Source organism: Massilia sp. 05N420, from assembly GCF_056397205.1.
On record NZ_JBFTMX010000016.1, the window covers coordinates 1 to 26454 of the forward strand.

General features: G+C 67.7%; 28 protein-coding genes and 1 pseudogene. 15 read left to right on the forward strand and 14 right to left on the reverse strand.

All coding sequences use genetic code 11. From position 1 onward, the window contains the following. Together AC1DIX_RS12495 and AC1DIX_RS12500 are read left to right on the forward strand one after the other, a co-directional pair. Positions 1-194, forward strand: a pseudogene (locus AC1DIX_RS12495) (hypothetical protein); the annotation flags it as partial. A 217-nt stretch (positions 195-411) separates the two neighbouring features. Further along, positions 412-1305 (forward strand): class I SAM-dependent methyltransferase, encoded by an 894-nt coding sequence (locus AC1DIX_RS12500; protein ID WP_477324636.1) that lies wholly within the window; start codon positions 412-414, stop codon positions 1303-1305. 12 nt (positions 1306-1317) lie between these two features. On the opposite strand, the gene AC1DIX_RS12505 is transcribed toward AC1DIX_RS12500, so the two are convergent. The 8 genes from AC1DIX_RS12505 to nhaR all read right to left on the reverse strand — a co-directional run bounded on the left by AC1DIX_RS12505 (position 1318) and on the right by nhaR (position 8966). Next, positions 1318-2481 (reverse strand): acyltransferase family protein, encoded by a 1164-nt coding sequence (locus AC1DIX_RS12505; RefSeq protein WP_477324638.1) that lies wholly within the window; start codon positions 2479-2481, stop codon positions 1318-1320. Continuing rightward, a complete protein-coding gene (locus AC1DIX_RS12510; protein ID WP_477324640.1) occupies positions 2481-3233 on the reverse strand; it encodes a LytR/AlgR family response regulator transcription factor in 753 nt (250 codons plus the stop codon). Before AC1DIX_RS12510 ends, AC1DIX_RS12505 begins: the two co-directional genes overlap by 1 nt. After that, positions 3230-4264 (reverse strand): sensor histidine kinase, encoded by a 1035-nt coding sequence (locus AC1DIX_RS12515; RefSeq protein ID WP_477324642.1) that lies wholly within the window; start codon positions 4262-4264, stop codon positions 3230-3232. Before AC1DIX_RS12515 ends, AC1DIX_RS12510 begins: the two co-directional genes overlap by 4 nt. A 42-nt stretch (positions 4265-4306) precedes the next feature. Continuing rightward, positions 4307-4807, reverse strand: a complete 501-nt coding sequence (locus tag AC1DIX_RS12520) for a nuclear transport factor 2 family protein (protein ID WP_477324644.1) — start codon at positions 4805-4807, stop codon at positions 4307-4309. Positions 4808-4907: 100 nt separating this feature from the next. Beyond that, positions 4908-5987: a DUF5694 domain-containing protein gene (locus AC1DIX_RS12525; RefSeq protein ID WP_477324646.1), complete on the reverse strand. Its 1080-nt coding sequence runs from the start codon at positions 5985-5987 to the stop codon at positions 4908-4910. 120 nt (positions 5988-6107) lie between these two features. Further along, positions 6108-6581, reverse strand: coding sequence for a hypothetical protein (locus tag AC1DIX_RS12530; RefSeq protein ID WP_477324648.1), 474 nt, complete (start codon positions 6579-6581; stop codon positions 6108-6110). Positions 6582-6651: 70 nt separating this feature from the next. Continuing rightward, a complete protein-coding gene (locus AC1DIX_RS12535; RefSeq protein WP_442122164.1) occupies positions 6652-8004 on the reverse strand; it encodes a hemolysin family protein in 1353 nt (450 codons plus the stop codon). A 56-nt stretch (positions 8005-8060) separates the two neighbouring features. Continuing rightward, positions 8061-8966, reverse strand: coding sequence for a transcriptional activator NhaR (nhaR, locus tag AC1DIX_RS12540; protein ID WP_477324650.1), 906 nt, complete (start codon positions 8964-8966; stop codon positions 8061-8063). Between the two features lie 123 nt (positions 8967-9089). Between nhaR and AC1DIX_RS12545 the strand changes: the two genes are divergently transcribed. From AC1DIX_RS12545 to AC1DIX_RS12565, 5 genes are all read left to right on the forward strand, one after another. Beyond that, positions 9090-10160, forward strand: a complete 1071-nt coding sequence (locus AC1DIX_RS12545) for a DUF475 domain-containing protein (RefSeq protein WP_477324652.1) — start codon at positions 9090-9092, stop codon at positions 10158-10160. Between the two features lie 116 nt (positions 10161-10276). Then, positions 10277-10852, forward strand: coding sequence for a TerD family protein (locus AC1DIX_RS12550; RefSeq protein WP_442122167.1), 576 nt, complete (start codon positions 10277-10279; stop codon positions 10850-10852). Between the two features lie 71 nt (positions 10853-10923). Continuing rightward, on the forward strand, positions 10924-11622 hold the full coding sequence (locus tag AC1DIX_RS12555) for a TIGR00266 family protein (RefSeq protein WP_442122168.1): 699 nt from the start codon (positions 10924-10926) through the stop codon (positions 11620-11622). A gap of 34 nt (positions 11623-11656) precedes the next feature. After that, positions 11657-12241 (forward strand): TerD family protein, encoded by a 585-nt coding sequence (locus tag AC1DIX_RS12560; protein WP_442122169.1) that lies wholly within the window; start codon positions 11657-11659, stop codon positions 12239-12241. Between the two features lie 157 nt (positions 12242-12398). Continuing rightward, positions 12399-12524 (forward strand): hypothetical protein, encoded by a 126-nt coding sequence (locus AC1DIX_RS12565; RefSeq protein ID WP_477324654.1) that lies wholly within the window; start codon positions 12399-12401, stop codon positions 12522-12524. 10 nt (positions 12525-12534) lie between these two features. On the opposite strand, the gene AC1DIX_RS12570 is transcribed toward AC1DIX_RS12565, so the two are convergent. Genes AC1DIX_RS12570 through AC1DIX_RS12580 form a run of 3 tightly spaced genes read right to left on the reverse strand, consistent with a single transcriptional unit; the run spans position 12535 to position 16285 of the window. After that, positions 12535-14115 (reverse strand): DUF4139 domain-containing protein, encoded by a 1581-nt coding sequence (locus tag AC1DIX_RS12570; protein WP_477324656.1) that lies wholly within the window; start codon positions 14113-14115, stop codon positions 12535-12537. 11 nt (positions 14116-14126) lie between these two features. After that, entirely contained in the window at positions 14127-15884 is a 1758-nt protein-coding gene (ggt, locus tag AC1DIX_RS12575; RefSeq protein ID WP_477324658.1) for a gamma-glutamyltransferase, read from the reverse strand. Beyond that, entirely contained in the window at positions 15881-16285 is a 405-nt protein-coding gene (locus AC1DIX_RS12580; protein ID WP_477324660.1) for a hypothetical protein, read from the reverse strand. The genes ggt and AC1DIX_RS12580 overlap by 4 nt, the downstream gene beginning before the upstream one ends. 168 nt (positions 16286-16453) lie before the next feature. Between AC1DIX_RS12580 and AC1DIX_RS12585 the strand changes: the two genes are divergently transcribed. From AC1DIX_RS12585 to crtB, 5 genes are read left to right on the forward strand one after another with little or no spacing between them, the layout of a single operon-like run. Beyond that, positions 16454-17449, forward strand: a complete 996-nt coding sequence (locus tag AC1DIX_RS12585) for a polyprenyl synthetase family protein (RefSeq protein ID WP_442122177.1) — start codon at positions 16454-16456, stop codon at positions 17447-17449. 18 nt (positions 17450-17467) lie between these two features. Beyond that, the gene (locus AC1DIX_RS12590) at positions 17468-18775 is read left to right on the forward strand and encodes a glycosyltransferase (RefSeq protein ID WP_442122178.1); all 1308 of its coding nucleotides are present in this window, start codon (positions 17468-17470) and stop codon (positions 18773-18775) included. Beyond that, positions 18772-19947 carry a lycopene beta-cyclase CrtY gene (crtY, locus tag AC1DIX_RS12595; RefSeq protein WP_477324662.1) on the forward strand — a complete coding sequence of 392 codons (1176 nt, stop codon included), beginning with the start codon at positions 18772-18774 and terminating at the stop codon, positions 19945-19947. The genes AC1DIX_RS12590 and crtY overlap by 4 nt, the downstream gene beginning before the upstream one ends. Continuing rightward, positions 19944-21458, forward strand: coding sequence for a phytoene desaturase (locus AC1DIX_RS12600; RefSeq protein ID WP_477324664.1), 1515 nt, complete (start codon positions 19944-19946; stop codon positions 21456-21458). Before crtY ends, AC1DIX_RS12600 begins: the two co-directional genes overlap by 4 nt. Then, entirely contained in the window at positions 21455-22435 is a 981-nt protein-coding gene (gene crtB, locus AC1DIX_RS12605) for a 15-cis-phytoene synthase CrtB (protein ID WP_477324666.1), read from the forward strand. The genes AC1DIX_RS12600 and crtB overlap by 4 nt, the downstream gene beginning before the upstream one ends. Here crtB and AC1DIX_RS12610 read toward each other — a convergent pair. Next, complete coding sequence (locus tag AC1DIX_RS12610) at positions 22320-22868, reverse strand: sterol desaturase family protein (protein ID WP_442122182.1); 549 nt, start codon at positions 22866-22868, stop codon at positions 22320-22322. The genes crtB and AC1DIX_RS12610 overlap by 116 nt on opposite strands. A gap of 33 nt (positions 22869-22901) precedes the next feature. Here AC1DIX_RS12610 and AC1DIX_RS12615 point away from each other — a divergent pair, with 33 nt between their 5' ends. Next, a complete protein-coding gene (locus AC1DIX_RS12615; RefSeq protein WP_477324668.1) occupies positions 22902-23318 on the forward strand; it encodes a DUF2141 domain-containing protein in 417 nt (138 codons plus the stop codon). A gap of 9 nt (positions 23319-23327) precedes the next feature. Here the strand turns inward: AC1DIX_RS12615 and AC1DIX_RS12620 are convergent, their stop codons facing one another. Then, positions 23328-24248 (reverse strand): LysR family transcriptional regulator, encoded by a 921-nt coding sequence (locus tag AC1DIX_RS12620; protein ID WP_442122184.1) that lies wholly within the window; start codon positions 24246-24248, stop codon positions 23328-23330. Positions 24249-24369: 121 nt separating this feature from the next. On the opposite strand from AC1DIX_RS12620, the gene AC1DIX_RS12625 reads away from it, so the two are divergent. Beyond that, positions 24370-25125 carry an SDR family NAD(P)-dependent oxidoreductase gene (locus tag AC1DIX_RS12625; RefSeq protein WP_442122185.1) on the forward strand — a complete coding sequence of 252 codons (756 nt, stop codon included), beginning with the start codon at positions 24370-24372 and terminating at the stop codon, positions 25123-25125. A 63-nt stretch (positions 25126-25188) separates the two neighbouring features. Further along, on the forward strand, positions 25189-25656 hold the full coding sequence (locus tag AC1DIX_RS12630; protein ID WP_442122186.1) for an MgtC/SapB family protein: 468 nt from the start codon (positions 25189-25191) through the stop codon (positions 25654-25656). Positions 25657-25666: 10 nt separating this feature from the next. On the opposite strand, the gene AC1DIX_RS12635 is transcribed toward AC1DIX_RS12630, so the two are convergent. Then, entirely contained in the window at positions 25667-26422 is a 756-nt protein-coding gene (locus tag AC1DIX_RS12635) for a DUF4214 domain-containing protein (RefSeq protein ID WP_477324670.1), read from the reverse strand. Between the last annotated feature and the right edge of the window lie 32 nt (positions 26423-26454).

Here is a 26454-nt window from a genome sequence, read left to right on the forward strand (position 1 = left end):
GAAAGCGCGGTGCGCTGCACATCCAGAACGTCAACGCCTATCACAGCCGGATGCGAACCTGGCTGCTGCCGTTCCGCGGCATCGCCAGCCGTTACCTGGACCACTACTTCGGCTGGCGCTGGGCGCTGGATGGCCAGCGCATTACCAGTCCAGACGCCTTTTTGAGAGCGGCGCTGGGCAGATTCAACACTTAATGCAAACAGCGCCAATAGGTTTTCTATGCGTATCGCATAAAGTGCGGGAAAGCGACGCCTAATCCAATCAGAACTGAAGCCAAATTCAGATCATGTAATATCCATCGAAATTCTCCTGTGGGAGGCTGCGATGGCAATCGAAAACCAGCACTGCCCTGGTTGTGGCGCACCAGACGTTCGCGTTATTGACAGCATAGCGACCGCCGAACTGGCGCGCTTGTACCGCAGTCGCGGCATCGAGGTCGGCGCCTATGTCGAGACCACGCCGGAAATTTCGCGATTGAAATGCGACGCCTGCGACCTGGTTTTCTTTTCTCCCTCCTGCGCCGGCGACGACAGCTTCTACGAGCAATTACAGAAATTCGACTGGTATTACCAGGACGAGAAACCCGAATACGACTATGCCCGCCAATTCGTGGGCGACAAGCAGCGCGTGCTCGAAGTGGGCTGCGGGAAGGGCGCTTTCCGTTCCTTCTTGCCGGCATCGACGCGCTATGTTGGCCTGGAATTCAATGACGAGGCGGTGCGCAAGGCCAGGGAGGCCGGCCTCGACGTCCGCAAGCAATCGGTCGAACAGCACGCGGCCGAGCATCCGCGCGCCTACGACGTCGTGTGCAGCTTCCAGGTGCTGGAACACGTGCCGAGTCCGGACACCTTCGTGCATGCCTGCGTCGAGTCCCTGGCGCCGGGCGGCATGCTGATCCTGGCCGTCCCGGCCGAAGACAGTTTTCTTGCGCTGGCGGCGAACGCGCCGCTGAACATGCCGCCCCACCACGTGCTGCGCTGGACCGACCGCGCCCTGGTCAGCCTGGCGAAGCGGGAAGGGCTGGAAGTGGCGGCGCTCTGGCACGAGCCGGTCGCCGCCTTCCACCGCGACTGGCAGAGCCACACCCTGGCCTACCATTATTTTGTCCGGCGCGGCATGGCCTCCACCCGCCTGATCGACAGCAGCCTGCGCTATCGCCTCATCGGCAAGCTGCTGCAGAATACGCAGCTGCGCGACTTCCTGGCCCAGCGCGTCGCGCGCGAACAGCCGGCCCTGGAGCATGGCCATACCGTGGTCCTGGCGGCCAGGCAGGGGCAGGGCGTGGCCGGACAAGCCCTGCATTGAAGGCAGTCCCGCCTACCGCGTGACGGCACCTGGATGGGCCGCGTCCGCGGTGCGGCTTGTGCCGTTCAAGGGTGCGCTGAAGGCCTGGGCCGGATACCAGCGCGCCCGCAGCCGCATGAAGGGCGTCTCGACCAGCCGGTACAGGAGCCAGCCGCCGAACACCCCGGCCGCCATCACCGCCGCGACGGTCGGCGGCGCGGCAGGGTCGATGCCCCGGCTTTCCAGCACCGGCCGCAGCGCCATGAACACCGGCTTGTGCACCAGGTAGACCGCGTAGGACCACAGCGCCAGGCTGCCGGCGCCGGGAATGCGCAGGCGGTTCAGGATGCAGCGCGGGCTGAGCGCCGCGCAGGTCAGCAGGGCGAAGCTGAAGGCCACCAGCGAAAAGCCGAAGGTCGATGTCAGGCCCGGGTTCGGCGCGTCGTAGCGCACGCCGTACAGCACCGCCGCCGCCATGCCGATGCCGGCCGCCAGCAGGGCGTTCCCATGCTTCAGGAGGCGCTCGAACAGCCCGGGGTGGAAATTCTTCAGCATGGCGATGGCCACGCCGGGCAGCAGTTCGTCGAAGCGGGCGAAGCTCGAGTAGTAGGCCGGCGCCGAGAACGCCTCCTGGCCGTTCAGGAAGTTGATTCCGCGCGTGCCGATGCCGGCACCGATGGCGGCGACCAGCGCGCACCACAGCAGGCGCGGCGAGCGCCGCGTGCCTACCAGCGCCATCACCACCAGCGGCAACACCAGGTAGAACTGCTCCTCGATGCACAGCGACCATGAGTGGGTGAAGGTCTCGCCGTAGCGCAGGCCGAAGTTCTGCGTGAAGCTGAGGAAGCGCCAGACCGGCGCCATGGTCTTGCCCCAGATCGGGCTGTGCGGCAGCAGCAGGTAGACGGCCAGCACCACGTAGTAGTTCGGCAGGGTGCGCAGCAGGCGGCGCGCGACGAAGGTCTTCAGCTGTACGCTTTCGCCGCGCGCGGCCGGCGCCAGCAGCTGGTTGCCGATCAGGTAGCCGCTCAGGACGAAGAAGAGGTCGACGCCGGCCCAGCCGACTTCACCGATGAAGCCGAAGATGGAGCCGCGGGCGACGAAGCCGTTGTAGTGGGACATCAATACCATGGCGATGGCGAGCGCGCGCAAGGTGTCCAGGCCCGCGAGGCGGGGTGTTCCGGCAGGTGTGTGCATCAGGCGATTTTCTTGTTGAAGTGATCGAGTGCATCCGCGAGCGCCGGCATATAGGTGCGGCTGGCGCGCAGCAGGCTGCCGTCGCGCAGGCGCAGCAGGGCGTCGCGGTTGGTAAGGGCGCGCAGCTCGGCAATCATGTCGAGCCGCACGATGGTCGAGCGGTGGACGCGCTGGAAGACGCGCGGATCGAGCTGCATGGCCAGGGTGTGCAGGCGCTCGCGCACCAGCCAGCTCTTGCCTTCCGCATGCAGGGTGGCGTAGTCGCCGTCGGCTTCGATGCGTTCGACGTCGCCGGCCGGGACCAGCACGGTGCGCGTGCCGCTGCGGACCGTGAAGCTGCGCAGCCACTGCGCCGGCGCCGCAGCGGCTTCGTGGCGGCGGTAGGGCCAGGCGCGCAGGGCGCGGTCCAGGGCTTCGTCCAGGCGATCGTCGTCGACCGGTTTCAGCAGGTAGTCGATGGCCGCCAGGTCGAAGGCCTGCACGGCGAAGCTGTCCCAGGCGGTCAGCAGGATCGCCATCGGACGCTGCTGCGGCGGCAGCGAGGCCAGCACCTCGATGCCGCTCCTGCCGGGCATCTGGACGTCGATGAACACCAGGTCCGGCCGCAGCGCCGCGATGCCGGCGGCGGCGCTGTCGCCGTCGCCGTATTCCGCGGCCAGTTCGAACTCCCCGCGGCGTGCCAGCCGCACCTTGACCGCCAGCCGCGCGAGCGGCTCGTCGTCGACGATCACGACCCGCATCGGCGCGCTCATGCCACCGCCACCGCACGCAGGGGCAGGGCGATGCGCACGCCGAAACGGCCGTCCTCGCCCCAGCCGGCATCGACCCGCTGGGCGTCGCCGTACAGGTGGCGCAGGCGCTGCGCCACGTTCGCCAGGCCGATGCCGCCGCTGCCCGCCTGCGCCGGCTTGCATCCGTCGTTATGCACCTCGACCAGCAGGCGCGCGCCTTCGCGCTCGACGCGGACGTCGAGGCGGCCGGGCGTGCTGAGAGGCGCGATGCCGTGGCGGATCGCGTTCTCCACCAGCGGCTGCAGCATCAGGTAGGGCACGGCGCTGTCCAGCAGGTCCGGCCCGGCCTTCATCGTCAGGCACAGGCGCTCGCCGAGGCGGGCCTTTTCGATTTCCAGATAGGCGTCGAGCAGCGCCAGCTCCTCGGCCAGCGAATGCTCGTGGCGGCCGTCGTGGGCCAGCGTGGCGCGCAGGAAGTCGGAGACGCAGGCGAGCATGCGGTTGGCTTCGCGGTTGGACTGGTTCGAGACCAGCGCGGAGATCGCGTTCAGGGAATTGAACAGGAAGTGGGGATTGACCTGCAGGCGCAGCGCGCGCAGATCGGCGTCGCGCGCGGCCGCCCGGGCCTGCGCCAGGTGCAGCTCGGCGCGCTGCAGCGACAGGTAGTACACCGCCACCGCGTGCACCGCGCAGAAGGCAATCAGGGCCAGCCAGCAGCTGTCCAGGCCGTAGAACAGCTGGCGCCACTGGTAGGCGCTCTCCAGTCCCAGGCCGATGGCGAGGCGCTGGCCGAGCAGGGCGTTCACGACCGACATCGCATAGCTGGCGCCCAGCAGTACCAGCGCCGTCGGCAGCCAGCGCCATTCGCGGCGCCACAAGGCGCGCTGCAGCAGCGCCAGCGGCACCAGCCATCCCAGGCAGGCGACGAAGAACAGCGTGCGGAAGGCGGCGGAATAGCCGTGGCCGAAGGACGGCAGCCCGAGGATGGCCATGCAGGCGCACACCGGCAGGGCGGCGAGCACGGGGACGAGCAAAGGAGTTTCGACTTTCACGGGCGGCGGCTGGACTAATGACAATCGTGCAATTCTATCGTCTTAACGGCCCATCGAGAACAGCATCGAGCTGATCTTCCAGCCGTTTTCGGCACGCACCATTTGCCAGCTCTCGCTGCCGCGGTTGGTCACTTTGCCGTCGATCAGGAAGTCGAAATCGAACCAGACCGACGCGACCGCGCCGTTGGTGTCGATGCGCACGTTGTAGAAGCGTTCCTCGACCGGCTTGGGCGCAGTCTGCACGAACTCGGCGAACTTCTTCCAGCTGTCGGGAACGACCTTGCGCGCGTCCGGGTGGCGCGCCTTGACCGCGGCCCAGGTCTGCTCGTCGGCGACCGACAGCCAGCTGTCGTGGTCCTGCAGGAACAGGCTGCCGAGGCTCTGGCCGTCATGGGCGATGATGGCGGCCTTGAACTGCTCGACGATCTTCTGGATCGCCGCGACGTCGGCCTGGTGGTCGCCCTTGCCGGCGGTGTCGGCGGCCCGTGCCGGCGCGGCCAGGCAGGACAGGACGATGAGGAGGGGGAAGAGGAAGGCGCGCATGGGAACTCCTGAGTTGGAAAGCTCCCATGCTGGACATTGCCGGGCCGGCGGTCCAGCGCAATGCGCCGACCCGTGCATGGCTTGCGGTGAACGGTGGGCGCTAGCGCAGCACCTGCAGCGCGTCGACGATCCGCACGTCGTGCATCTGGTTCAGGTAAGCCTCCAGATAGCCCTTGTGCGAGGCGCCGACGATGACCAGGGTGCGGCTGCCCGGCCGCGCCGCGATGGCATCGCGGATGTTCGAGGCCATGCGCAGGTTGCGGGTCTCCCAGTAGCCGACGTAGTGGCGGCCGAACTGCTGCGGCGAAGCTTCTTCGAGCGCGGCGCCGAAGTCGCCGTCGAAGGCCAGCCTGGCCTGGGAGGGATCGTTGAGGGAGCGGTACATCGCCAGCACGCCCTCGGGATCGCCGAGCCTGGGCTGGTAAGCCTCGTCCATCTTCCTGCGCCGGGCGGAGGCGGGATTGTCCCAGGCCTTGCGGATGGCGGCGGCGAAGCCTTTCTCGTCCTCGATCATCACGTCCGAGGTATGGTCGTCCATCGCGACGATGCGCTCCAGGCCCAGCGCGGCCGCCACCGGCGCCGCGATCAGGGTGTTCTCGTTGCGCTTTGCGCGCAGCTCATCGAGCAGGGCGACGAGTTGCGCATCGAGGCCGTCGCCGGCGCGGCGCTCGGCTTCCGGCAGGCGCAGCCACTGTACCAGCGCCGAGGCGCGTTCGCCGCCGGCCAGGAATACGGCGGCGAGATGGCGGCGCTGCGCCGGCGTCGGCGCGGCGGGCCAATGTGCCAGCAGCCGCTCGGCTTCGGCGGACGCTGCCGGGACGTCGAGGCCGGTCGAGGCGCGCGCCGGGGCAGGGTCCCAGCAGTAATCGGCCACGGTGTCCTTGTAGCGGTGCGGGAAGCGGCGCGCGTAATCGCACTGCATGCCGGACAGCGCCTCGATCGCGACGATCTGCGGCTTCCAGCCGGCCAGCCTGTCGTTCAGCAGCTTCAGGCTGGCGGGCCTGAACGGGTCCTTCAGGCCCGACAGGTGGGCCGTGCCCAGCACCATCACCTCGTTCGGCCGGCCCCTGGCCGGGCCCTTGAGTGCGCCCGGGTCGAAGATCCTCGCCGGTTCCTGGGCGTAGGCGCCGGCGGCGCACAGCAGGGTGGCGGCCAGCAGGCCGGTCATTCGTCGCAGCATACGATGTCTCCCTTGATCAGAGACGCCACTGTAGGCCGGCGCGGACGTCCGGGCGTCCGTCATGCGACGGGCCGCATATTCGATGGTATGAACGGCGAGGGAGCCCTGCAACTGCGTCCTCTACATGCCGGCCAGGCTGGCCCTGACGCGCTCGACATGTTCCAGGGCGCTGTCCCGGCCCTGCCTGGATGCCTGCAGCGCCATATGCCAGTGTCCGACCACGCCCAGCAGTTCGTGCCGGTCGCCGGCCCGTTCGATGCGCCGCACGACTTCGGCCGCCATCAGGCCGAGACAGGCTTCGGCCGTCTTCACCATCTCGGTCTTCAACTGCGCCAGCTCGGGGGACATGACAGGCGGCTGCGGCGCCGGTACGGCGGCCGATGTGGAGGTGCAGGGACCGATCAGCTCCATCGCCAGCAGCTCGCCGACGATGGTGTCGAGCTGCCGGGCGGGAATCAGGCCGGTGAGGGAAGCGCAGGGCTTGCGGCCGTCGAGCATGATCAGCACGGTCCGCTGCCTGCTGTTCAGGCCCAGGCAGCGCTGCGCGACCTCGCTCCTGCCTTTCGCTGTCTTTGCATAGATGACAGGGGACATGGTGAACTTTCGAAGCCGGTGTCGGATGATGCTATAGGGCAAGTGTTACCGCCGTATGTCATCCATGGCTTCAGTCCAGCTCGTCCTCGTCCGCACCCCGCTCCAGGCGCGGGATAACCTTGACCAGCAGGATGCGCGGGCCGCTGGTCTTCTTGACCACCACGTCGAAGCGCGGGAACTCGATGCGCTGGCCCTGCTTGGGAATGTCGCCCAGCTTGGCCATCAGCAGGCCGCCCACCGATTCCACCTCGTCCAGGCCCATGGCTTCGTTGTCGATGTCGATGCCGAGCACGCGCTCGAGCGAGACGATCGGCAGGCTGGCCTTGCCGATGAAGGTACCGTCGGCCTGGCGGATCCAGTCGTTCTCGTTGAGGCGGAATTCGTCGCGGATCTCGCCGACGATGGCGCCCAGCAGGTTGTCCAGCGTGATGAAGCCGACCGGGCGCTTGCCTTTTTCGCCGATCAGGGCGAAGTGGGGCGCGCCGGTGCGGAAACGGCGGAACAGTTCGATGGCGGGAGTGCGCGCCGAGAAGGTCTCGACGGGGCGCAGGTACTCCGTCAGGTCGGTGACGTCCTTGCCGGCCTGCTCGGCGAAGAACAGGTCCTTCAGGTGGATCACGCCCAGCACTTCCTCGCCGTCCTTGTCGAACCAGGGGTAGCGCGAGAAGCGGTTGCGGCGCATCGTGTCGAGGTTCTGTTCGAGCGAGCGGCTGGCGTAGAGGGCGCTGACCTCGTTAATCGGGCGCATCAGGTCGGACACCGAGTGCTCGCCGAATTCCAGCGACTGCGCCAGGATGTGGCGTTCGTCGTGGGTGAACTTTTCCTTTTCTCCCGTCGTACTGGTGTTGGTACGCAGGATCATCTTCAATTCGTCGTTCGAATAATGCGTCTCGTGGCTGCCGGCGCCGGACAGGCCGGCGACGCGCAGCACCATGTTGGCGCTGGCGTTGAGCACCCAGATCGCCGGGTACATCGCCCAGTAGAAGCCGTACAGCGGGATCGCGCTCCACAGGCCGACCGCTTCCGGAAGGCGGATCGCCAGCGACTTCGGCGCCAGCTCGCCGACCACGATGTGCAGGAAGGAGATCACGCCGAAGGCGATCACGAAGGAGACGCCGTGGATCACTTGCGGGCTGGTGACGCCGAGGATGGCGAAGGCCGGTTCCAGCAGGCGGGCAAAAGCGGGTTCGCCGACCCAGCCCAGGCCCAGCGAAGCGAGGGTGATGCCGAGCTGGCAGGCCGACAGGTAGGCGTCGAGCTGGCTATGGACCTTGTAGAGGATGCGGCCTTGCAGGCCGCCGTTTTTCGCGATCGCCCGCACGCGGGTCTTGCGGAGAGTGACGATGCCGAACTCGGCCGCCACGAAGAAGCCGTTCAGCGCCACCAGCAGCAACGCCAGAACGACCAATAAAATATTTTCCATACAAATGTAAGTTGATCAAGAAGCAAGCCGATGCATTGTACAGCCCAGTTCCGGATTCAGGCGGCGGCCGGCAAGGCTTTTTGCGCGGCGGCCAGAATGGCCTCGACCGCCGGATGCTTGATCTTGCGTTCGTTCGAAATCACATAGAACTGCTCGCGCACGCCGGGCACGGCGCCCACATGCACCGCGCCGAACTGTTCTTCGATCTCGGCCGCCAGCGCCGCCGGCGCGAAGAACAGGCCCAGGCCGCGCCGTCCGAAGGTGTTGAGCAGGGCGTTGTCCTCGAACTCGCCGACCACATCCGGTTTCACATTGACCTGCAGCAGCCATTCGTCGATCTTGCTGCGCAGGGCATTATTACGCGTCGGCAGCAGGAAGGGCGCGCCATTCAGATTCCCCGGGAAATCCTTGCCATACCTGGCGGCCAGCTCCGGCGTGCCCACCACCAGCATCTCGCTCTCGAACAGCTGGTGGCTGAACACCTTCAATGCGCTGCCCGGCTGCACTTCGCGGTCGGTCAGCACCACGTCCAGCTTGTGCAGGGCGAGTTTGGCCAGCAGGGCCTCGAACTGGTCTTCGTAGCAGACCACGCGCACCTTCTTGTCGATGCGCATCGCGCTTTCCAGCATGCGGTAGGCGGACAGCTTGGGCAGCGAATCCGAGATGCCGACCGACAGGCGGATGCGGCCACTGTCGGCTTCGTTCACGGCTTCCTGCATCTGGGTGCCGAGCAGGAAGATCTGGTCCGCATAATTCATCGCCACGCGGCCGGCCTCGGTCAGCACCAGGCGCCGGCCCTGCTGCGAGAACAAGGCCTTGCCCATCGATTGCTCCAGCAGGGTCAGCTGCGAACTGACGGTCTGCACCGCCAGGCCGAGGCGCTCGGCGGCGCGCGTGATGCCGCCTTCCTTGGCGACCACCCAGAAGTAGTACAGGTGGCGGAAATTCAGGTCGTTTTTCATGGATGGGCCCCTGTGCTCAGGTTTTATCGAAGTAATTCTCCCATTATCTTCGCTTTTTCCTTTTGTTGCACCCCTCTACACTGCGCCTTGTCAACAACAATACAAGCCAAGGGGTAGAACAACATGAAGCATTTCAGGGTGTCATTCATTGTCACCGCGCTTTGTCTGGCGGCGTCCGGATGGTGGGGCTACACGCATGGCGGCTGGCCGACGGCGCTGACCGCGGTGGGTATCGCCGCGATCCTGGCCGTGATGGAAGTCTCGCTGTCCTTCGACAACGCAGTGGTGAATGCGTCCGTCCTGAAGACCTGGGACGAGTTCTGGAAGAAGCTGTTCCTGGGCGTCGGCATCATCATCGCCGTGTTCGGCATGCGCCTGCTGTTCCCGCTGGTGATCGTGGCGGTGGCGGCCGACCTCGGCATGGCCGATGTGTGGACGATGGCGCTGGAGAACCCGAAAGAGTACTCGATGCACCTGACCAACCACCACGCGGAAGTGGCGGCCTTCGGCGGCATGTTCCTGCTGCTGGTCTTCCTGAACTTCCTGTTCGACGACGAGAAGGAACACCACTGGCTGGGCCACTTCGAAGAGAAACTCGGCGCGCTCGGCAAGGTGTCCTCGATCTCGGTGATGGTGGCGATCGGCGCCCTGATGGCCAGCCTGTCCTTCGTGGCGGAAGGCCAGAAGCTGGTGGTGCTGGAGTCGGGCCTGTGGGGCATCCTGATCTACGTCGGCGTCGACGTGCTCAGCAACCTGCTGGAGAAGTCGGAAGAGGGCGGCGGCGAGGTCGGCGACATGGTCAAGCGCGGCGGTATCGGGGGCTTCCTGTACCTGGAAGTGCTGGATGCATCGTTCAGCTTCGACGGCGTGATCGGCGCCTTCGCGATCACCAACGACGTCGTGATCATCATGCTGGGCCTGGCGATCGGTGCGATGTTCGTGCGTTCGCTGACCGTCTACCTGGTGGACAAGGGCACGCTCGACCAGTTCGTCTTCCTGGAGCACGGCGCCCACTACGCGATCGGCATCCTGGCGCTGATCATGCTGGCAAGCATGAAGTTCCATGTGCCCGAACTGGTGACCGGCCTGGCTGGCGTGGCCTTCATCGGCGCCTCGGTGTGGAGCTCGATCCGCTACCGCAAGCGTATGGAAGCGATGGGCGTGGGCCRCAAGGAATTGGCTGAAGTGAAGTAACACAGCCCGCAAAGAACGTGCGGCGAACGGCAGAACACCAGTTCGCGGCATGAAGTACCAAGGGTGTTCAACAACGATGGTGGGCTCCGGGAGCCCACCCTACAAGGAGAGTCAACATGGCAATCAGTCTGCAAAAAGGCGGTAACGTCAACCTGTCGAAAGAAGCGCCGGGCCTGGTCAGCATGAAGGTCGGCCTGGGCTGGGACACGCGCGCCACCGATGGCGCCGCGTTCGACCTGGATGGCGTCGTGTTCCTGCTGAACCAGTCGGGCAAGGTGCGCTCGGATGCCGACTTCATCTTCTACAACAACCTGAAGTCGGCCGACGGCTCGGTCGTGCACTCCGGCGACAACCGCACCGGCGAAGGCGAAGGCGACGACGAATCCGTCACCATCGACCTGTCCAGGGTGCCGGCCGACGTCGATCGGGTTGTGGTGGCCGTGACCATCCACGACGGCGAAGCGCGCCGCCAGAACTTCGGCATGGTCGGCAAGGCCTTCGTCCGCTGCGTCAATGCAGGCAACAACAGCGAGATCGCCCGCTACGACCTGTCCGAGGACAGCTCGACCGAGACGGCCATGATTTTCGGCGAGGTGTATCGTAACGGCGCGGACTGGAAGTTCCGCGCGGTCGGCCAGGGCTTCAACGGCGGCCTCGGCCCCCTCGCCAAGAACTACGGCGTGGCTGTCTAAGCACGCAGTACCGCCGCCCTCCCGAGTCCGCGGGCGGGGCGGTCATCACCCACAATAAAAGGAAGCCAAGCATGCCAAAATTTACTGTTACCGGTGACGTCGATCCCTTCCTGCACGTGTCCATGCGCCAGGGCGAAACCATCTACTGCGAATCCGACGCGATGGTGATGATGGAATCGACGCTCGACCTCAAGGGCAAGATGCGCGGTGGCCTGGGCAGCGCGCTGATGCGCACCTTCGCCAACGGCGAGTCCTTCTTCCAGCAGCACATCGAAGCGGCGCGCGGCGACGGCGATTGCCTGCTGTCGCCGACCCTGCCGGGCGCGATGCAGATCGTCGACTGCGGCCCGGGCGGCCAGTACATCATCAGCGACGGCGCCTTCGTCGCCGCCAGCTCGGGCGTGGACCTGAAGGTGCGCACCCAGAGCCTGGGCAACGCCCTGTTCGCGGGCAGCGGCGGCTTCTTCGTCACCGAGACGCAGGGCAGCGGCCAGGTGGTGGTGTCGGGCTTCGGTTCGATGAGCATGCTGGAGGTCGAACCGGGCAAGGACGCGATCATCGACAACTCGCACGTCGTCGCCTGGGATTCCACCCTGCGCTACGAAGTCTCGATCACGACCGGTACCAGTGGCGGCTTCCTGGGCAACCTGATCAACAGCCAGACCAGCGGCGAAGGCATCGTCCTGCGCTTCTCCGGTCGCGGCAAGATTTACGTCTGTTCGCGCAACCGCGCCGCCTTCAAGGCCTGGATGCAGGCACCGGCGCGCTGAGCGGACTCACTCACTCAACAAAAGGAGTATCGACATGGCAGTCAACCTGCAAAAAGGGCAGAAGATCTCGCTGGAGAAGGAAGCCGGCGGCGCGCTGTCGCGCGTGACGATGGGCCTGGGCTGGGACGTCGCCAAGAGCAAGGGCTTCTTCGGCTTCGGCGGCGGCAAGGGCGAGGCGATCGACCTCGACGCCTCGGTCGTGATGTTCGACGAGAACAACCACCCGGTCGACGTGGTCTGGTTCCGCCAGCTCAAGAGCCGTGACGGCAGCATCGTCCACACCGGCGACAACCGCACCGGCGCCGGCGACGGCGACGACGAGCAGATCATCGTCGACCTGCGCAGCGTACCGCCGCAGGTGAAGTCGCTGATGTTCACGGTGAACAGCTTCACCGGCCAGAACTTCTCGACCGTCGAGAACGCGTTCTGCCGCATCTTCGACACCAACAGCGGCAAGGAAATCGCGCGTTACGACCTGTCGGTGCAGGGCTCGCACACGGCCCAGATCATGGCCAAGCTGTATCGCCACAACGGCGAGTGGAAGATGCACGCGATCGGCGAGAACGGTAGCGGCCGCACCTTCGACGACCTGATGCCGCTGATGACGCCGCACCTGTAATCGCAACACGTTTCCAGTAGTTCCCCGCGCGGATTTTGTCTCCGTCTGCGCGATCCCGGCCCGGACGGCTTGGCGTCCGGGTTCTTTTACGGCTCCTTCGTGGAGCCGTCTTTTTTGGCTGTGTGCGCGTTAATCATGTGAACTGAAACGGGGTGCGATGGGCGCGGGCCAGGCCGCGTTCAGCCAGCAGCTCCGCAAGACCGCCGGCGCCTGGCAGCTGCGCCGCGGCTGGCGCATGATGTTGTCCGCGCCGCCGGCCTTCCCGGCGGGCCGGATCGGCTGAAGCGGCGGGGCTAGCGCAAGCCCTGCACGTAGCCTTCCTGCGGATAGTCGATGACGTAGTCGACGTCGAAGCGCGCGGTCTCGTTCGGCTTCAGGGTCTTTTCCCAGCCGACCAGGCCGCGCCGGTGCTCCCACTCCCTGATGCTCGGCTCGGGATTCAGCGCGACCTTCACGGTCACCTTGTCCGACTCGCTGACCGGCGTCGCTTCGAGCACCAGGATGTCGATGGGCTGGCGGTGGAAGCTCGTCACCGTGAAGCTGTCGTCGATGCGCCGCTGGTTGTCGCGCTTGAAGAAGCCGGCCTGGCCCGACTTCTCGTTGCGGTTCTCGACCGCGACCCGCACCAGCGGATCGGGGCCGAAGCCGAACTGGAAGCGCTCGCCGGACTGCGGATCCCAGCGCGTCACGCCGACGTAGGAACCGTCGCGCTGCAGCTGTACCTGGCCGGCCAGCCACACACCGTCCGGCCTTGCCGCCTCGGCGCTCACCACCGCGGTCGTGCTGCCGCGCGGCGCCACCATCACGCGCTGCCTGACCTGCAGGGACTGTTTCGTCAGGCCCACCGAGATCTCGCGGCCGTCGGCGGCCAGGTCGACCCGTGCCGGCACTTCGTACTCGGTGCTGAAGCTGCCCTGGGTTTCCAGTACCGGCGCAACGTAATCGTCGGCTTCCGCGGCGCTTGCCCGCGCCAGCGCCATCGGCGCCGGTGCGGGCGGCGGCGGCGCCCTGTAGAACACGGCTGCCTGCTGCGCCGGCGGCTGGTAAGTCAGCAGCCAGGAAGAGGGGTTCGGCGCCTGCACCGACAGGTTCGGCTGCCCGGTCGACAGGCGCAACTTGACCTTGCTCCAGTCTTCGCCGGTCTTCTGCGAGATCGTCGCCATCCGCTCCAGCTCGACCGTGGACGCGTTCGAATCCAGCGAGGCGCGGTAGGCCGGCTTCCAGCCCGCGCGGTTCACCTGGTAGGACAGCAGCAGCTTGCCCGCCTGCCGGGCCGCCAGGTGGACCGTGATGGTGCGGCCGGCGCGCGTGCCGGCCTGGACCGTGCCGAGTTCGCGCTTGAGGGCGTCGAGCTGCCTGGCCAGGGTGCGTTTTTTGATCTCGCCGCTGCGCACGCGCTCGAGCGCGTCGCCGCTGCCCCTGCGGATGGCGTCGACGGTGGCCATCAGGGTCTTCGGATCGGCCGGCGCGCGGGCCGTCCCTTCGCCGCCGCCGCCCAGGTGCTCGAGATAGTTCTGGGCCGTCTGCGATGCCTTGGTATCGACGTCAATGGCGGCGATCTGGTCCTGCAGGGCCAGGATCTTCGCCTCGAGGTCGGCCTGGCGCGGGCTGGGGCTGTCGGCGCTGGAGCGGTCGCGGGTGAGCACCTGGCCGACCTGGATGCCGGGACTGGCCTGCAGGCGCATGGTGCCGGTATCGAAGTTGGCCAGCAGGCCGGTGATCTCGACCTGGGTCATGCCCGGCGCCACCTCGACGGCGCGTTCGACCGTCGCGCTGCCGGGATACAGGGTCACGTTCTGGATGGGGGCTTCGGTAGCCGATGCGGACGCGGCGCACAGCGCGAGCGCGATCGTCCATCCCTGTTTGCTTGTCATGTATTTTCCTTTCAGTGCCCGCGCTTCTGCACCAGCGCCGTACCGACCCCATGCCGGTGGCCTTCGCTCACCGCCGTCACGGTCCCATCCGGATTGAACACGATCGCATTCGCCGCGCCGATCTCTTCCGGTGGCGGGCTGGTTTCCCATTTGTGGCCGAAGCTTTCCAGCGCCTTCGCCTGCGGCGTGCCGATGAAGCCCGGCTCCACCGAGGTCTCCCTGGCGTTGCGCTGCGACAGGCGCGGCGCGTCGATCGCCTGGTCCATCGGCATGCCGAGGTCGATGTGGTTGACCATGGTCTGCAGCACGGTGGTGATGATGGTCGCGCCGCCCGGGCTGCCGATGGTGAAGGCCGGTTTGCCGTCCTTCATGACGATGGTCGGCGCCATGCTGCTGCGCGGGCGCTTGCCGGCTTCCGGGATGTTCGGCGCCGGACCGGTGAAATCGAAGTCCGTCATCTCGTTATTCAGCAGGAAGCCGTAGCCCGGCACCACGATGCCGCTGCCGCCCCAGGATTCGATGGTGAAGGTGTAGGCGACCACATTGCCCTCCTTGTCCGACACCGTCAGGTGGGTCGTGTGCGTGCCTTCCTGGATCAGCTTCTGCTGCGGGCGCAGCGGGAAGCTCTGGTCGTTCTCGTACAGGAAGGCGTCGCCGGCCGGGACCACGCCGGCCGCCTTGTCGGGACGGATCAGCGAGCGGCGCTGGGCCGCGAACTGCTTGGCCAGCATGCCCTCGATCGGGGCGTCGACGTATTCCGGGTCGGCCAGGTAGGCGTTGCGGTCGGCGAAGACCAGGCGGCTGGCTTCCAGGTACAGGTGCTCGACGTTCGGACGCGGCATGCCCTTCAGGTCGTAGCCTTCGAGGATGTTGAGGGCCTCGGCCACCGCGACCCCGCCGCTGCTGGGCGGCGGCATGCCGTAGACGTCGTAGCCGCGATAGGTCGAGCGTATCGGCTGGCGGATGCGCGCCTCGTAGTTGGCCAGGTCGGCCAGCGACATCGTGCCGGGACGTACGGAGGCGCCCTTGGCCAGCGGCGGGCGGTTCACGGCGTCGACGATCGCCTTCGCCATCGGCCCCTCGTAGAAGGCCTTGTAGCCGCGCGCGGCGATCTCGCGGTAGGCCTTGGCCATGTCCGGATTCTTCAGGATGGTGCCGGTGGGCACCGCCTTGCCGTCCCTCAGGTAGAGCCGGCTGGTGGTCGTGAATAGCTGAAATTTTCTTTCATTTTCGGCCGTCAATTTATGAAAAGTTTCATTGACGGGAAAGCCCCTGGTGGCCACGTCGATGGCCGGCGCCAGCACCTGTTTGAAGGACATGGTGCCGTAGCGCTGCAGGGCTTCGTGCCAGCCGCGCACGGTGCCCGGCACGCCGACCGCGGCGCCGCTGGCGACCGCCGTCTCGAAATCGACAGGCTTGCCGTTTTCCTGGAACACGCCCGGGCCGAAGGAGGCGGGCGCGGTCTCGCGGTGGTCGAGGGTGATCACGCGCTTGTCCTTGGCCAGGTAGATGACCATGAAGCCGCCGCCGCCGATGCCGCAGCTGAACGGGTCGGTCACGCCCAGCGTGGCGGCGGCGGCGACGGCGGCGTCGATCGCGTTGCCGCCCTTGTTCAGGATGGCGAGCGCCGATGCCGAGGCCTTTTCGCTGATGGTGGCGACCGCGCCCCCGGTGCCGGTGGCGACCGGCGTCTTGGCCAGCGCCAGCGGCGGCGCGAGGATGATGGACAGGATCAGTGCGCTAGCGAGCGCTTTCGCGGAAGTGGTCATGGCGTGCTTACCTTGAGCGTGACGGGGATGACGTAGCCCGGGCGCGTCGCGGCGGCGTTGCGCGCGGGCGGGATGCTGGCCGGATCGAGCGCCACGCGTGCGCCGTGAAGCGATTTCGGCGTGGTGCTCGGCTGGTCCGGACCGAGGGAGAATTCTTCGCGGCCGTCCGGGCCTTCCAGCACGAACTGGAAGCTCAGCCGGCCGGCCCAGATGCAGCGCGCGTTGGCCGGGCAGCGGCTGTCGCTGAAGCTGTCATAGGTGAGGGTGGTGTCGCCGGACAGGGCCACGCGCTGGTGTGGCTGTAGCGGATAGGTGCCGTCCTTGAGCGGCGCGCCGGCGCAGCCTGCCAGGCCAAGGAGAACGAGCGGAGCGAGATACGTCGGCCACTTCAGCCACTTCATCGGGACCTTCCGGTTATTTGCGGAAAGCCAATCATAGCAAAGTTGCCAGCCTGGGCAGGGCACTGTCGTGTTGCGCGGAGGTCGCGCACGCTTGGATTCAGTTGGCTATTTTTTAATATGTTTCCGGTATCATGAAACTCAATTTCATCAAATCTGGCAGGGGTGCGAATGAAGACACAGGCACGGCGGTTCGGCGGGCTCGGCATGAAAGAACTGGACGGGGTCTCGCCTGACGAACTCGCGCTGCTGCGCCGGCAGCTGGAAGAACGCATCGGCCACCACCTGGCGCAGAGCCCGGACCAGGCCGACCTGCTCACGCAGGCGATGCGCGCCGGCGCGCTCGGCGCCGGCAAGCGCATGCGGCCGCTGCTGCTGCTGCTGGTCGCGCACGACCTCGGCTGCGAGTCGAAGGCCCTGGTCGACGTCGCCTGCGCGGTCGAGATGGTGCACGCGGCCTCGCTGATCCTCGACGACATGCCGTGCATGGACAATGCCATGCTCCGCCGCGGCAGGCCCACCATCCACGTGCAGTTCGGCGAAGACGTCGCCATCCTGGCCGCCATCGGCCTGCTCAGCCGCGCCTTCGGCATCGTCGCCTCGGCGCGCGAGATCCCGGCCGCGATCCGCGCCCGCCTGGTCGCCAGGCTGTCGGAGACGATCGGCGACCAGGGCCTGGTGAAGGGCCAGTTCCTCGACCTGCGCGGCCGCCGGCACACCGCGGCCGACATCGCCGCTACCTATGAGCTCAAGACCGGCGTGCTGCTGGGCGTGGCGGTCGACATGGCCGCCATCATCGCCGAGACCGACGACTGCGTGGCGGCCTCGCTGCGCGCCTTCGCGCTGGCGGCCGGCCATGCCTTCCAGATCCGCGACGATTTCCAGGACGGCCCCGGCAACGACAGCGCCGTCACCGGCAAGGACGTCGGCCAGGACATCGGCAAGGCCACCCTCATCAACACCCTGGGCAAGGAGGAAGCGCGGCGCCGCCTGAACGGCCACCTGTTCGACGCCGAGCGCCACCTGAGCGCGGCGCTGGGCGAGCAGGGCCATACCCGCCGCTTCGTCGCCGGCCTGTTCGCGCAGACCCACGAAGGCGTCCGCTTCCCCGGTACCGGCACGCACCCGCATGCGGCCGGCGCCAGGACGAGCCTGGCGCGCCACTGAGCGCGGACGGGAAGGCGCATGGCCCACTTCGGCGTGGTCGCACCGGCGTTCTACAGCCACTTCAGCGCGCTGGCGGCGCTCGGCCTCGAACTGGTCGGGCGCGGCCACCGCGTGACTTTCCTGCAGCGGCCGGACGCGGCCATCTACCTGAAGAACCGCCGCCTCGGCTTCCACTCGCTCGGCCACGTCACCCATCCACCCGGTTCGCTGGCGGCCTCCTTGCGGCGCGCCGCCAGTCCAGGCGGTCCGCTGGGCTTGCGCCAGGTGATCCTCGACATGGGGCGCGGTACGCAAATGCTGTGTCGCGAATTGCCCGCCGCGCTGGACGCGCTGCAGATCGACGTCGTGATCGCCGACCAGATGGAGGCGGCCGGCGGCATGGTGGCCGAAGCGCTCGGCCTGCCTTTCGTCTCGGTGGCCTGCGCCATGCCGGTCAACCGCGAACCCGGCATTCCGCTGGCGGTGATGCCGTTCGCGTATGACTACAGCGAACGCGGGCATCAGGTGGTGGAAGGCAGCACCCGCGTCTACGACTGGATGATGGGGCCGCACCGGAAAGTCATCAAGGCCGAGTCGCGCCGGCTGGGCATCGCCGCGCGCGATGGCCTGCATGAGTGCCTGTCGCCGCTGGCGCAGATCAGCCAGACCACCGAAGCCTTCGATTTCCCGCGCCGCGCGCTGCCGCCGCATTTCCACCATGTGGGGCCGCTGCGCGCGCCCGGCGACGCCGGCGCCGCGGCGCCGACGCCCTTGCCGGAACTGGACAGCGGCCGGCCCTTCGTGTTCGCTTCCCTCGGTACCCTGCAGGGCCATCGATTCGGCATCTTCAAACGCGTCGCCAGGGCGTGCCGCCGGCTCGACGCCCAGCTGCTGGTCGCGCATTGCGGCGGCCTCGATGCGGCCAGGGAAGCAGCGCTGCTGCGCGCCGGCGCCACCGCGGTCTGTGCCTTCGCGCCGCAGCGGGAAGCGCTGGCGCGCGCCGACGCGGTGGTCTCGCATGCCGGCATCAATACCGTGATGGATGCGGTCGAGGCGCGCACCCCACTGCTGGCAATGCCGGTGACCTTCGACCAGCCGGGCACCGCCGCCCGCATCCTACACGCCGGGATCGGCCTGCACGCATCGGCGCGCCTGGCCGGCGCCGCCACCATCGCCCGCCAGCTGCGGCGCCTGTTCGAGGAGCCGCAGTTCGGCGTCCGCCTCGACGAGCAAAGGGTCAGCCTGGCCCGCGCCGGCGGTACGTCGCGCGCCGCCGACATCGTCGAGGCGGCCGTGCGCCTGCGCCGCAGCGAGGACAGGATGGCGCGGGCGGGCGCCCCGGCATGAACGCCGCGCCTTGGGACCTGATCCTGGCCGGCGGCGGCCTGGCCAACGGCCTGATCGCCTGGCGCCTGGCCCGGCACAGGCCGGAACTGCGCATCCTGCTGCTGGAGCAGGGCGAACGCCTGGGCGGCAACCACACCTGGTCTTTCCATGACGGCGACCTCGACGCCGCGCAACAGGCCTGGATCGCGCCGCTGGTCTCGCGCCGCTGGCCGCGCCACGAGGTCGTGTTCCCGGAATTCAGCCGCACGCTCGAAGGCGGCTACGCCAGTATCGCCTCCGAGGATTTCGCCCGCACGATCGAGCCGGCCCTCGGCCCAGGCCTGCGCCTGGGCGTGCGCATTGCCAGTGTCGGCCCGAGCCGGGTCAGGCTGGAGGACGGCGAGGTGCTGGAAGCGCGCGCTGTCATCGACGGCCGCGGCATGCGCGGCAGCCCGCGCCTCGCGCTGGGCTGGCAGACCTTCCTCGGCCAGGAAGTGCGCCTGGAAGAACCGCATGGATTGACCGCGCCCATCATCATGGATGCGAGCGTGGGACAACAGGGTGGCTACCGCTTCGTCTACGTGCTGCCCTTCGATGCGCAGCGCCTGCTGATCGAGGACACGCATTACGTCGACAGCGCCGCCTGGGAACCCGAACGCTTGCGCGCCAACATCGGCGCCTATGCGCGGGCGCGCGGCTGGCGGATCGCGCAACTGCTGCGCGAGGAAGAGGGCAGGCTGCCGATCGTGCTGGCGGGCGACTTCGACGCCTATTGGGACGACCTGGCCGGCCAGCCCAGCGTGGGCCTGCGCGCCGGACTGTTCCACTCGACCACCGGCTACTCGCTGCCGCATGCGGTGCGGCTCAGCGAGCGCATCGCCGGCCTGGGCGACCTGTGCGCGGCGGCCCTGTTCGCCGCGATCCGCGACGAAGCGCAGACGGAATGGCGGCGCCAGCGCTTCTTCCGGCTGCTCAACCGCATGCTGTTTTTGGCCGGCAGCCCGGACCACCGCTGGCGCGTGATGCAGCGCTTCTACCGCCTGCCGGCCTCCCTGATCGAGCATTTCTATGCCGGCCGCCTGAGTTTGCAGGACAAGGCGCGTCTCCTGTCCGGCAAGCCGCCGGTGCCGCTGAAGCAGGCTTTCGTTGCGGCCTGCAAGATCTACCCTCACCAGATCGGAAGAGCAGAATGAACGCACGGAATATCGAACCGCGCCGCGCGGTGGTCATCGGCGCCGGCTTCGGCGGCCTGGCCCTGGCCATCCGCCTGCAGGCGCGCGGCATCCAGACCACGCTACTGGAAAAGCGCGACAAGCCGGGCGGCCGCGCCTACGTGTACGAAGACCAGGGGTTTACCTTCGACGCCGGCCCCACCGTCATCACCGACCCCTCCTGCATCGAGGAGCTGTTCGCGCTGGCCGGCAAGCGCATGGAACACTATGTCGAGATGCTGCCGGTGTCGCCGTTCTACCGCCTGTGCTGGGAAGACGGCAGCCACTTCGACTACGCCAACGACCAGGAAGCCCTGGACCGCCAGATCCACGCGCGCAACCCGCAAGACGTGGCGGGCTACCGGCGCTTCCTGGCCTATTCGAAGGCGGTGTTCGCGGAAGGCTACCTGAAGCTGGGCGCCGTGCCTTTCCTGTCCTTCCGCGACATGGTGGCCGCCGGCCCCCAGCTGGCGCGCCTGCAGGCCTGGCGCAGCGTGTACGGCATCGTGTCGCGCTTCATCCAGGACGAGCAGCTGCGCCAGGCCTTCTCCTTCCACTCGCTGCTGGTGGGCGGCAATCCCTTCGCCACGTCCTCGATCTACACCTTGATCCACGCGCTGGAACGCGAGTGGGGCGTGTGGTTCCCGCGCGGCGGCACCGGCGCCCTGGTGCGCGGCCTGGTGCGCCTGTTCGAGGACATCGGCGGGCGCATCGAACTGAACGCGGCGGTGGCCCAAATCGAGACCGGCGCCGGACGCGTGCGCGGCGTGCGGCTGGAGGATGGCCGCCGGTTCGATGCCGATGCGGTGGCCTCGAATGCCGACGTGGTCCACACCTATGCCAAGCTGCTGGGCGGGCATCCGCGCGGGGAGGCCCAGGGTGAGGCCTTGCGCAAGAAGCGCTTCAGCAATTCGCTGTTCGTGCTGTACTTCGGCCTCGACCATCACCACAGCCAGCTGCGCCACCACACGGTGTGCTTCGGCCCGCGCTACCGCGAGCTGATCAAGGACATCTTCCATGGCGATACCCTGGCCGAGGATTTCTCGCTCTACCTGCATGCCCCCTGCGTGACCGATCCCTCGCTGGCGCCGCCGGGCTGCGGCAGCCACTACGTGCTGGCGCCGGTGCCCCACCTCGGCAATGCGCCGATCGACTGGGAAGTGGAGGGGCCGAAGTACCGCGAGCGCATCTTCGACTACCTGGAGCGGCGCTACATGCCGGGCCTGCGCAGCCAGCTCGTCACCAGCCGCATCTTCACGCCGCTGGATTTCCGCGACCAGCTCAACGCCCATCATGGATCGGCGTTCTCGCTCGAGCCCCTGCTGACCCAGAGCGCCTGGTTCCGTCCGCACAACCGCGATGCCGCGCTGGCGAACCTTTACCTGGTCGGCGCCGGCACCCATCCCGGCGCCGGGGTGCCGGGGGTGATCGGTTCGGCCAAGGCCACGGCCGGCCTGATGCTGAAGGAGATGCAGGAAGGAGTGCGCGCGTGAACGACAGGCTGCTCAACCATGCCACGCAGACCATCGAAGTCGGCTCGAAGAGCTTTGCCGCCGCCGCCAGGCTGTTCGACCCGGCCACCCGGCGCAGCGTGCTGATGCTGTACGCCTGGTGCCGCCATTGCGACGACGTGGTCGACGGCCAGGAGCTGGGCTTCAATGCGGCGCCGAGCGAACAGCCGGATGCAGCCGCCAAGCTGGAAGGCCTGCGCGAACAGACCCGCCGCGCCTATGCCGGCGAGACGATGCGCGACCCGGCCTTCGCCGCCTTCCAGGAAGTGGCATTGCGCCACCATATTCCACAGCGCTTCGCCTTCGACCACCTGGCCGGCTTCGCGATGGACGTCGAGGGCGCGCGCTACGAGAGCATCGACGACACCCTGCGCTACTGCTACCACGTGGCCGGCGTGGTCGGCCTGATGATGGCCTCGATCATGGGCGTGAGCGAGCCGCGCGTACTGGATCGCGCCTGCGACCTCGGCCTGGCGTTCCAGCTGACGAACATCGCCCGCGACATCGTCGAGGATGCGGAGATAGGGCGCTGTTACCTGCCGGCCCAGTGGCTGCGCGAAGCCGGCATCCCCCGCGACGAACTCGCGCTGCCGCGGCACCGTCCGGCGCTGGCGAAGCTGGCCGCGCGCCTGGTCGATCACGCCGAGCCGTATTACGCCTCGGCCCTCGGCGGCATCGCCGCGCTGCCGCTACGTTCGGCCTGGGCGATCGCCACCGCGCGCAAGGTGTACCGGCAGATCGGCATCGTGGTGAAGCGCCGCGGCGCGCATGCCTGGGATGAGCGCGCGGGCACCTCGAAGGCGACCAAATTGCGCCTGCTGGCGGAGGGCGGCGGGCAGGCCCTCAGTTCGCGTCTGGCGGGCGCGAATGCGCTGCAGACGCGTCCGGCCGGCCTGTGGCAGCGTCAGGGTGGCGCCGCCGAAGCGGCCCCTGGTGCAGCGCATGCAAGCGCCGTTTGAGGGCCTCGACCGGCGGCGCATACAGGAAGCCGAAGGACACCGCGCCGTCCTTGCCGGACACCGCGTGATGCATGCGGTGGGCCTGGTAGAGGCGCTTCAGGTAGCCGCTGCGCGGCACGTAGCGGAAAGGCCAGCGCTGGTGCACCAGGCCGTCGTGGGCCACGAAGTAGAGCAGGCCATAGGCCGTCATGCCGGCACCGATCCACTCCAGCGGATGGTGGCCCAGGGTGGCGCCGGCGTAAATGAGGGCGATCGCCACGCCCGCGAACACGACGGCGTACAGGTCGTTCTTCTCGAACCAGCCGCTGCGCGGCTCGTGGTGCGAGCGGTGCCATGCCCAGCCGAAGCCGTGCATCACGTACTTGTGCGCCACGATGGAAAACACTTCCATCAGGACCACGGTAAGGATGAGAATGAAGGCATCGAGCAGCATGTGAACCAGCCTACCATACAAGAAAGGAAACGCATGACCCGATTCATCCAGTTGCTGTCCGGCTGCCTGCTGCTGGGCGCCGCCGCCTGCGCATCGGCCGCCACGGTCGAAGTCCACGTCTCGGCCGTCGTTGCCGGCAAGGGCAGGATCAACGTTGCCGTCTGCGACAGGGAACGCTTCCTCAAGCAGTGCGCCTATTCCGCATCGATGCCGGCCCGCGAGGGCGAGAACGTGATCGCGGTGTCCGGCGTGCCGAAGGGGACCTGGGCCGTGCTGGCCTACCAGGACGAGAACGAGAATGCTGAACTGGACCGCAACCTGATCGGCATCCCGAAGGAGAACTACGGTTTCAGCCGGGATGCCCGCGGCAAGTTCGGGCCGCCGGGCTTCGACGACGCGGCCATCGAAGTGAAAGACGAGGTGACGGTGGCCGCGGTCAGGCTGCACTGAAAACGCAGGCTACCAGTCCACGATCCGCCAGTCCGGCCTGCCCAGGTGGCGCACGAAAAACTCGGACAGCGCCTCGACCTTGGCCGGCCGCGTGCGCGCCGAGGGTGTGACGAAATAGAGTCCACCGCGCGGCAGGGTCCAGTCTTTCAGGATCGGCACCAGGCGGCCGTCGCGCACCTGGTCGGCGCAGATGAATTCCGGGAATTCCGCGATCGCCAGGCCGTCCAGCACGGTCGGCATCAGGGCGTCGGCATTCGTCACCCTGAGCGGGCCGTTGGGCCTGATGCTGACCTCCTCGCCGGCGGCGTTGGTGAAGCGCCAGACGTCGTTGCGCGCGCGGTAGGCATAGCCCAGGCAGGCGTGCCGGGCCAGGTCCGAGGGATGCTCGGGCGTGCCGTGCTCCCGCAGGTAGGCGGGGGAGGCGACCACCAGCGGCGCGACCGGGCTCAGGCGCCGCGCCACCAGGGAGGAATCGGCCAGCACGGCGATGCGCAGGGCGGCGTCGAAGCCTTGCCCGACCAGGTCGACCTGGGCGTCGCTCAGGTGCAGGTCGACCGAGACTTCCGGATATTCCCTGAAGAAGGCCGGCATCAGCGGCGCCACCCAGCGCAGGCCGAAGGACATCGGCACCGACAGCCGCACCAGCCCACGCGGCCTCGCCGACGTCTCGCGCGCGGCCGCTTCCGCCGCTTCGGCTTCGCGTACCACCTTGAGGGCGCTCTCCGCGATCATGTTGCCGAACTCGGTCAGTGCCAGCTGGCGCGAGGTGCGGTTCAGCAGGCGCGCGCCGAGCCGCTCTTCCAGCCGGGCGACGGCGCGCGACACGGTCGCCACCGACACGTTCAGGGCGCGTGCGGCGCCGGCGAAGGAACGCTCCTCGGCCACCTTGGCGAACATCGCCAGGCCTTCGAAATCGGGCAGGGTCGACATCTACATACCTCCAAATATGCAAAGATGGTTTGTGATTATTGCTATTTTAAATGGTCCCGGTCATCGGTACCATGCTTCACATCGACTGACCCAACCGACCCATCAAGCAAAGGAGAACATCATGATCCGCAAACTCGACAACAAAATCGCCCTGATCACTGGCGCCACCAGCGGCATCGGCCTGGCCACCGCCAAGCGCTTCGCCCTCGAAGGCGCGCAAGTGATCGTCACCGGCCGCCGCCAGGCCGAACTGGATGCCGCGGTGGACGCCATCGGCCACGACGCCTTGGGCCTGCGCGTCGATTCCAGCAGGCTGGGCGATCTCGACAAGCTGTACGACGAGATCCGCGAACGCTACGGCCGCATCGACGTCCTGTTCGCGAATGCCGGCGGCGGCTCGATGCTGCCGATCGGCGAGATCACCGAAGAGCAGTTCGACGACACCTTCGGCCGCAACGTGAAGGGCACCCTGTTCACCGTGCAGAAGGCCCTGCCGCTGCTGTCGAAAGGCGCCTCGGTGATCATGACCGGCTCCACCGCCGGCAGCTCCGGGACTCCGGCCTTCAGCGTCTACGCCGCCAGCAAGGCCGCGGTGCGCGCCTTCGCCCGCAACTGGATCCTCGACCTGAAGGACCGCGCCATCCGCATCAACACCATCAGCCCGGGCGCCACCCGCACCCCCGGCCTGGTCGAACTGGCCGGCGACGACGCCCGGCAGCAGCAAGGCCTGCTCGACTACATGGCCTCGCAGATCCCGCTGGGCCGCGTCGGCGAGCCGGACGAGATCGCGAAAGCCGCGGTGTTCCTTGCATCCGACGACGCCTCCTTCGTCAATGGCGCCGAACTCTTCGTCGACGGTGGCCAGGCCCAGATCTGATCCGCGTGCGTCGCCGAAACGGCCCGGCTGGCATCATGTGCGGAATTTCTCGGGGAGGACCGCATGTGGTGGGAGCAGAGCTGGCGCACGATACAGGAGGAATTCTCGGACCTCGGCAATGCCGAAGACATCACCCGCGTGGTCGTGCGCCTGATCGTCGCGGTGGGACTCGGCGGCCTGCTCGGCTACGAGCGCGAGTCGGTCGGCGCCTCGGCCGGGCAGCGCACCCACATGCTGGTGGCGCTCGGCTCGGCGCTGTTCATCCTGATTCCGCTGCAGGCCGGCATGCGGACCGAGGACCTGTCGCGGGTGCTGCAGGGCGTGACGGCGGGGATCGGCTTCCTCGGCGCCGGCGCCATCCTCAAGCTGCGCGAACGGAACGATATCAAGGGCCTGACCACGGCCGCCAGCGTGTGGCTGACCGCCGCCATCGGGGTGGCGGCCGGGATGGGCCGCGAGACCACGGCGGTGGTCAGCGCGGTGTTCGCCTTCGTGATCCTGTCCCTGCTGCGGCGCAAGGACAAGGAGTAGGCGGCGCCGCTCAGGCACCGTAGGGCAGGTAGGCGATCCCGTCCTGCATCCGGCCGACCAGCAGGGCGTGCAGTTCCGTGCCCTCGCTGACGCCGGCCAGCACCTGGCCTTCGGTCGCGCCGTTCTTCAGCACCTGCAGCCAGTAAGCGTAGCCGGCCGGATCCGGCGCCCGGTGCAGCATGTGCTCGTAGACCTTGGTCAGGAAGTCCTCGGCACTGCGGGTGGCGCCGTACATCTTCGTGAATTCGGTGTCCTTCGTGAACGCCGTCGCCACGTCCACCAGCGAAGCGCCGCGGTCCATCACGCCGAGCCAGTAGCCCAGGCCCGCCAGGTCGGGCATGCGGTCGAAGGCGGCCGCGTACAACTGGTAGGCCTGGCCGGCGACGCCGTCGGTGTCGAAGGCCAGCGCGCCGTCGGCGAACAGCAGGCGCTCGATGCCGGCAAGGGTGTCGCTGCCTTCGGCGCCGCTCTTGTCGGTGACGGTCATGCCGGCCTCGTTGCGCGCGATCGTGTAGCCGTCCCGCGCGCTCGCATACACCGCCGTGTCGAGGCCCGCGCCGCCGTCGAGGCGGTCGCCGCCGCCGGCGCCGCCCAGCGTGTCGTCGCCGGCGCCGCCGTCGAGCAGGTCGTTGCCGCCGTTGCCGATGAGGTCATCGTCGCCGGCGCCGCCGTGGATGTCCTCGTCGGACAGCGTGCCCTTCAGGGTGTCGTTGGCGGGCGTGCCGTCGATGCGGATCGAACCGCTGAGGTTTGCGGATATGGCCACGGCGTCTCCTTGCTGGGAAACCGACACGATAC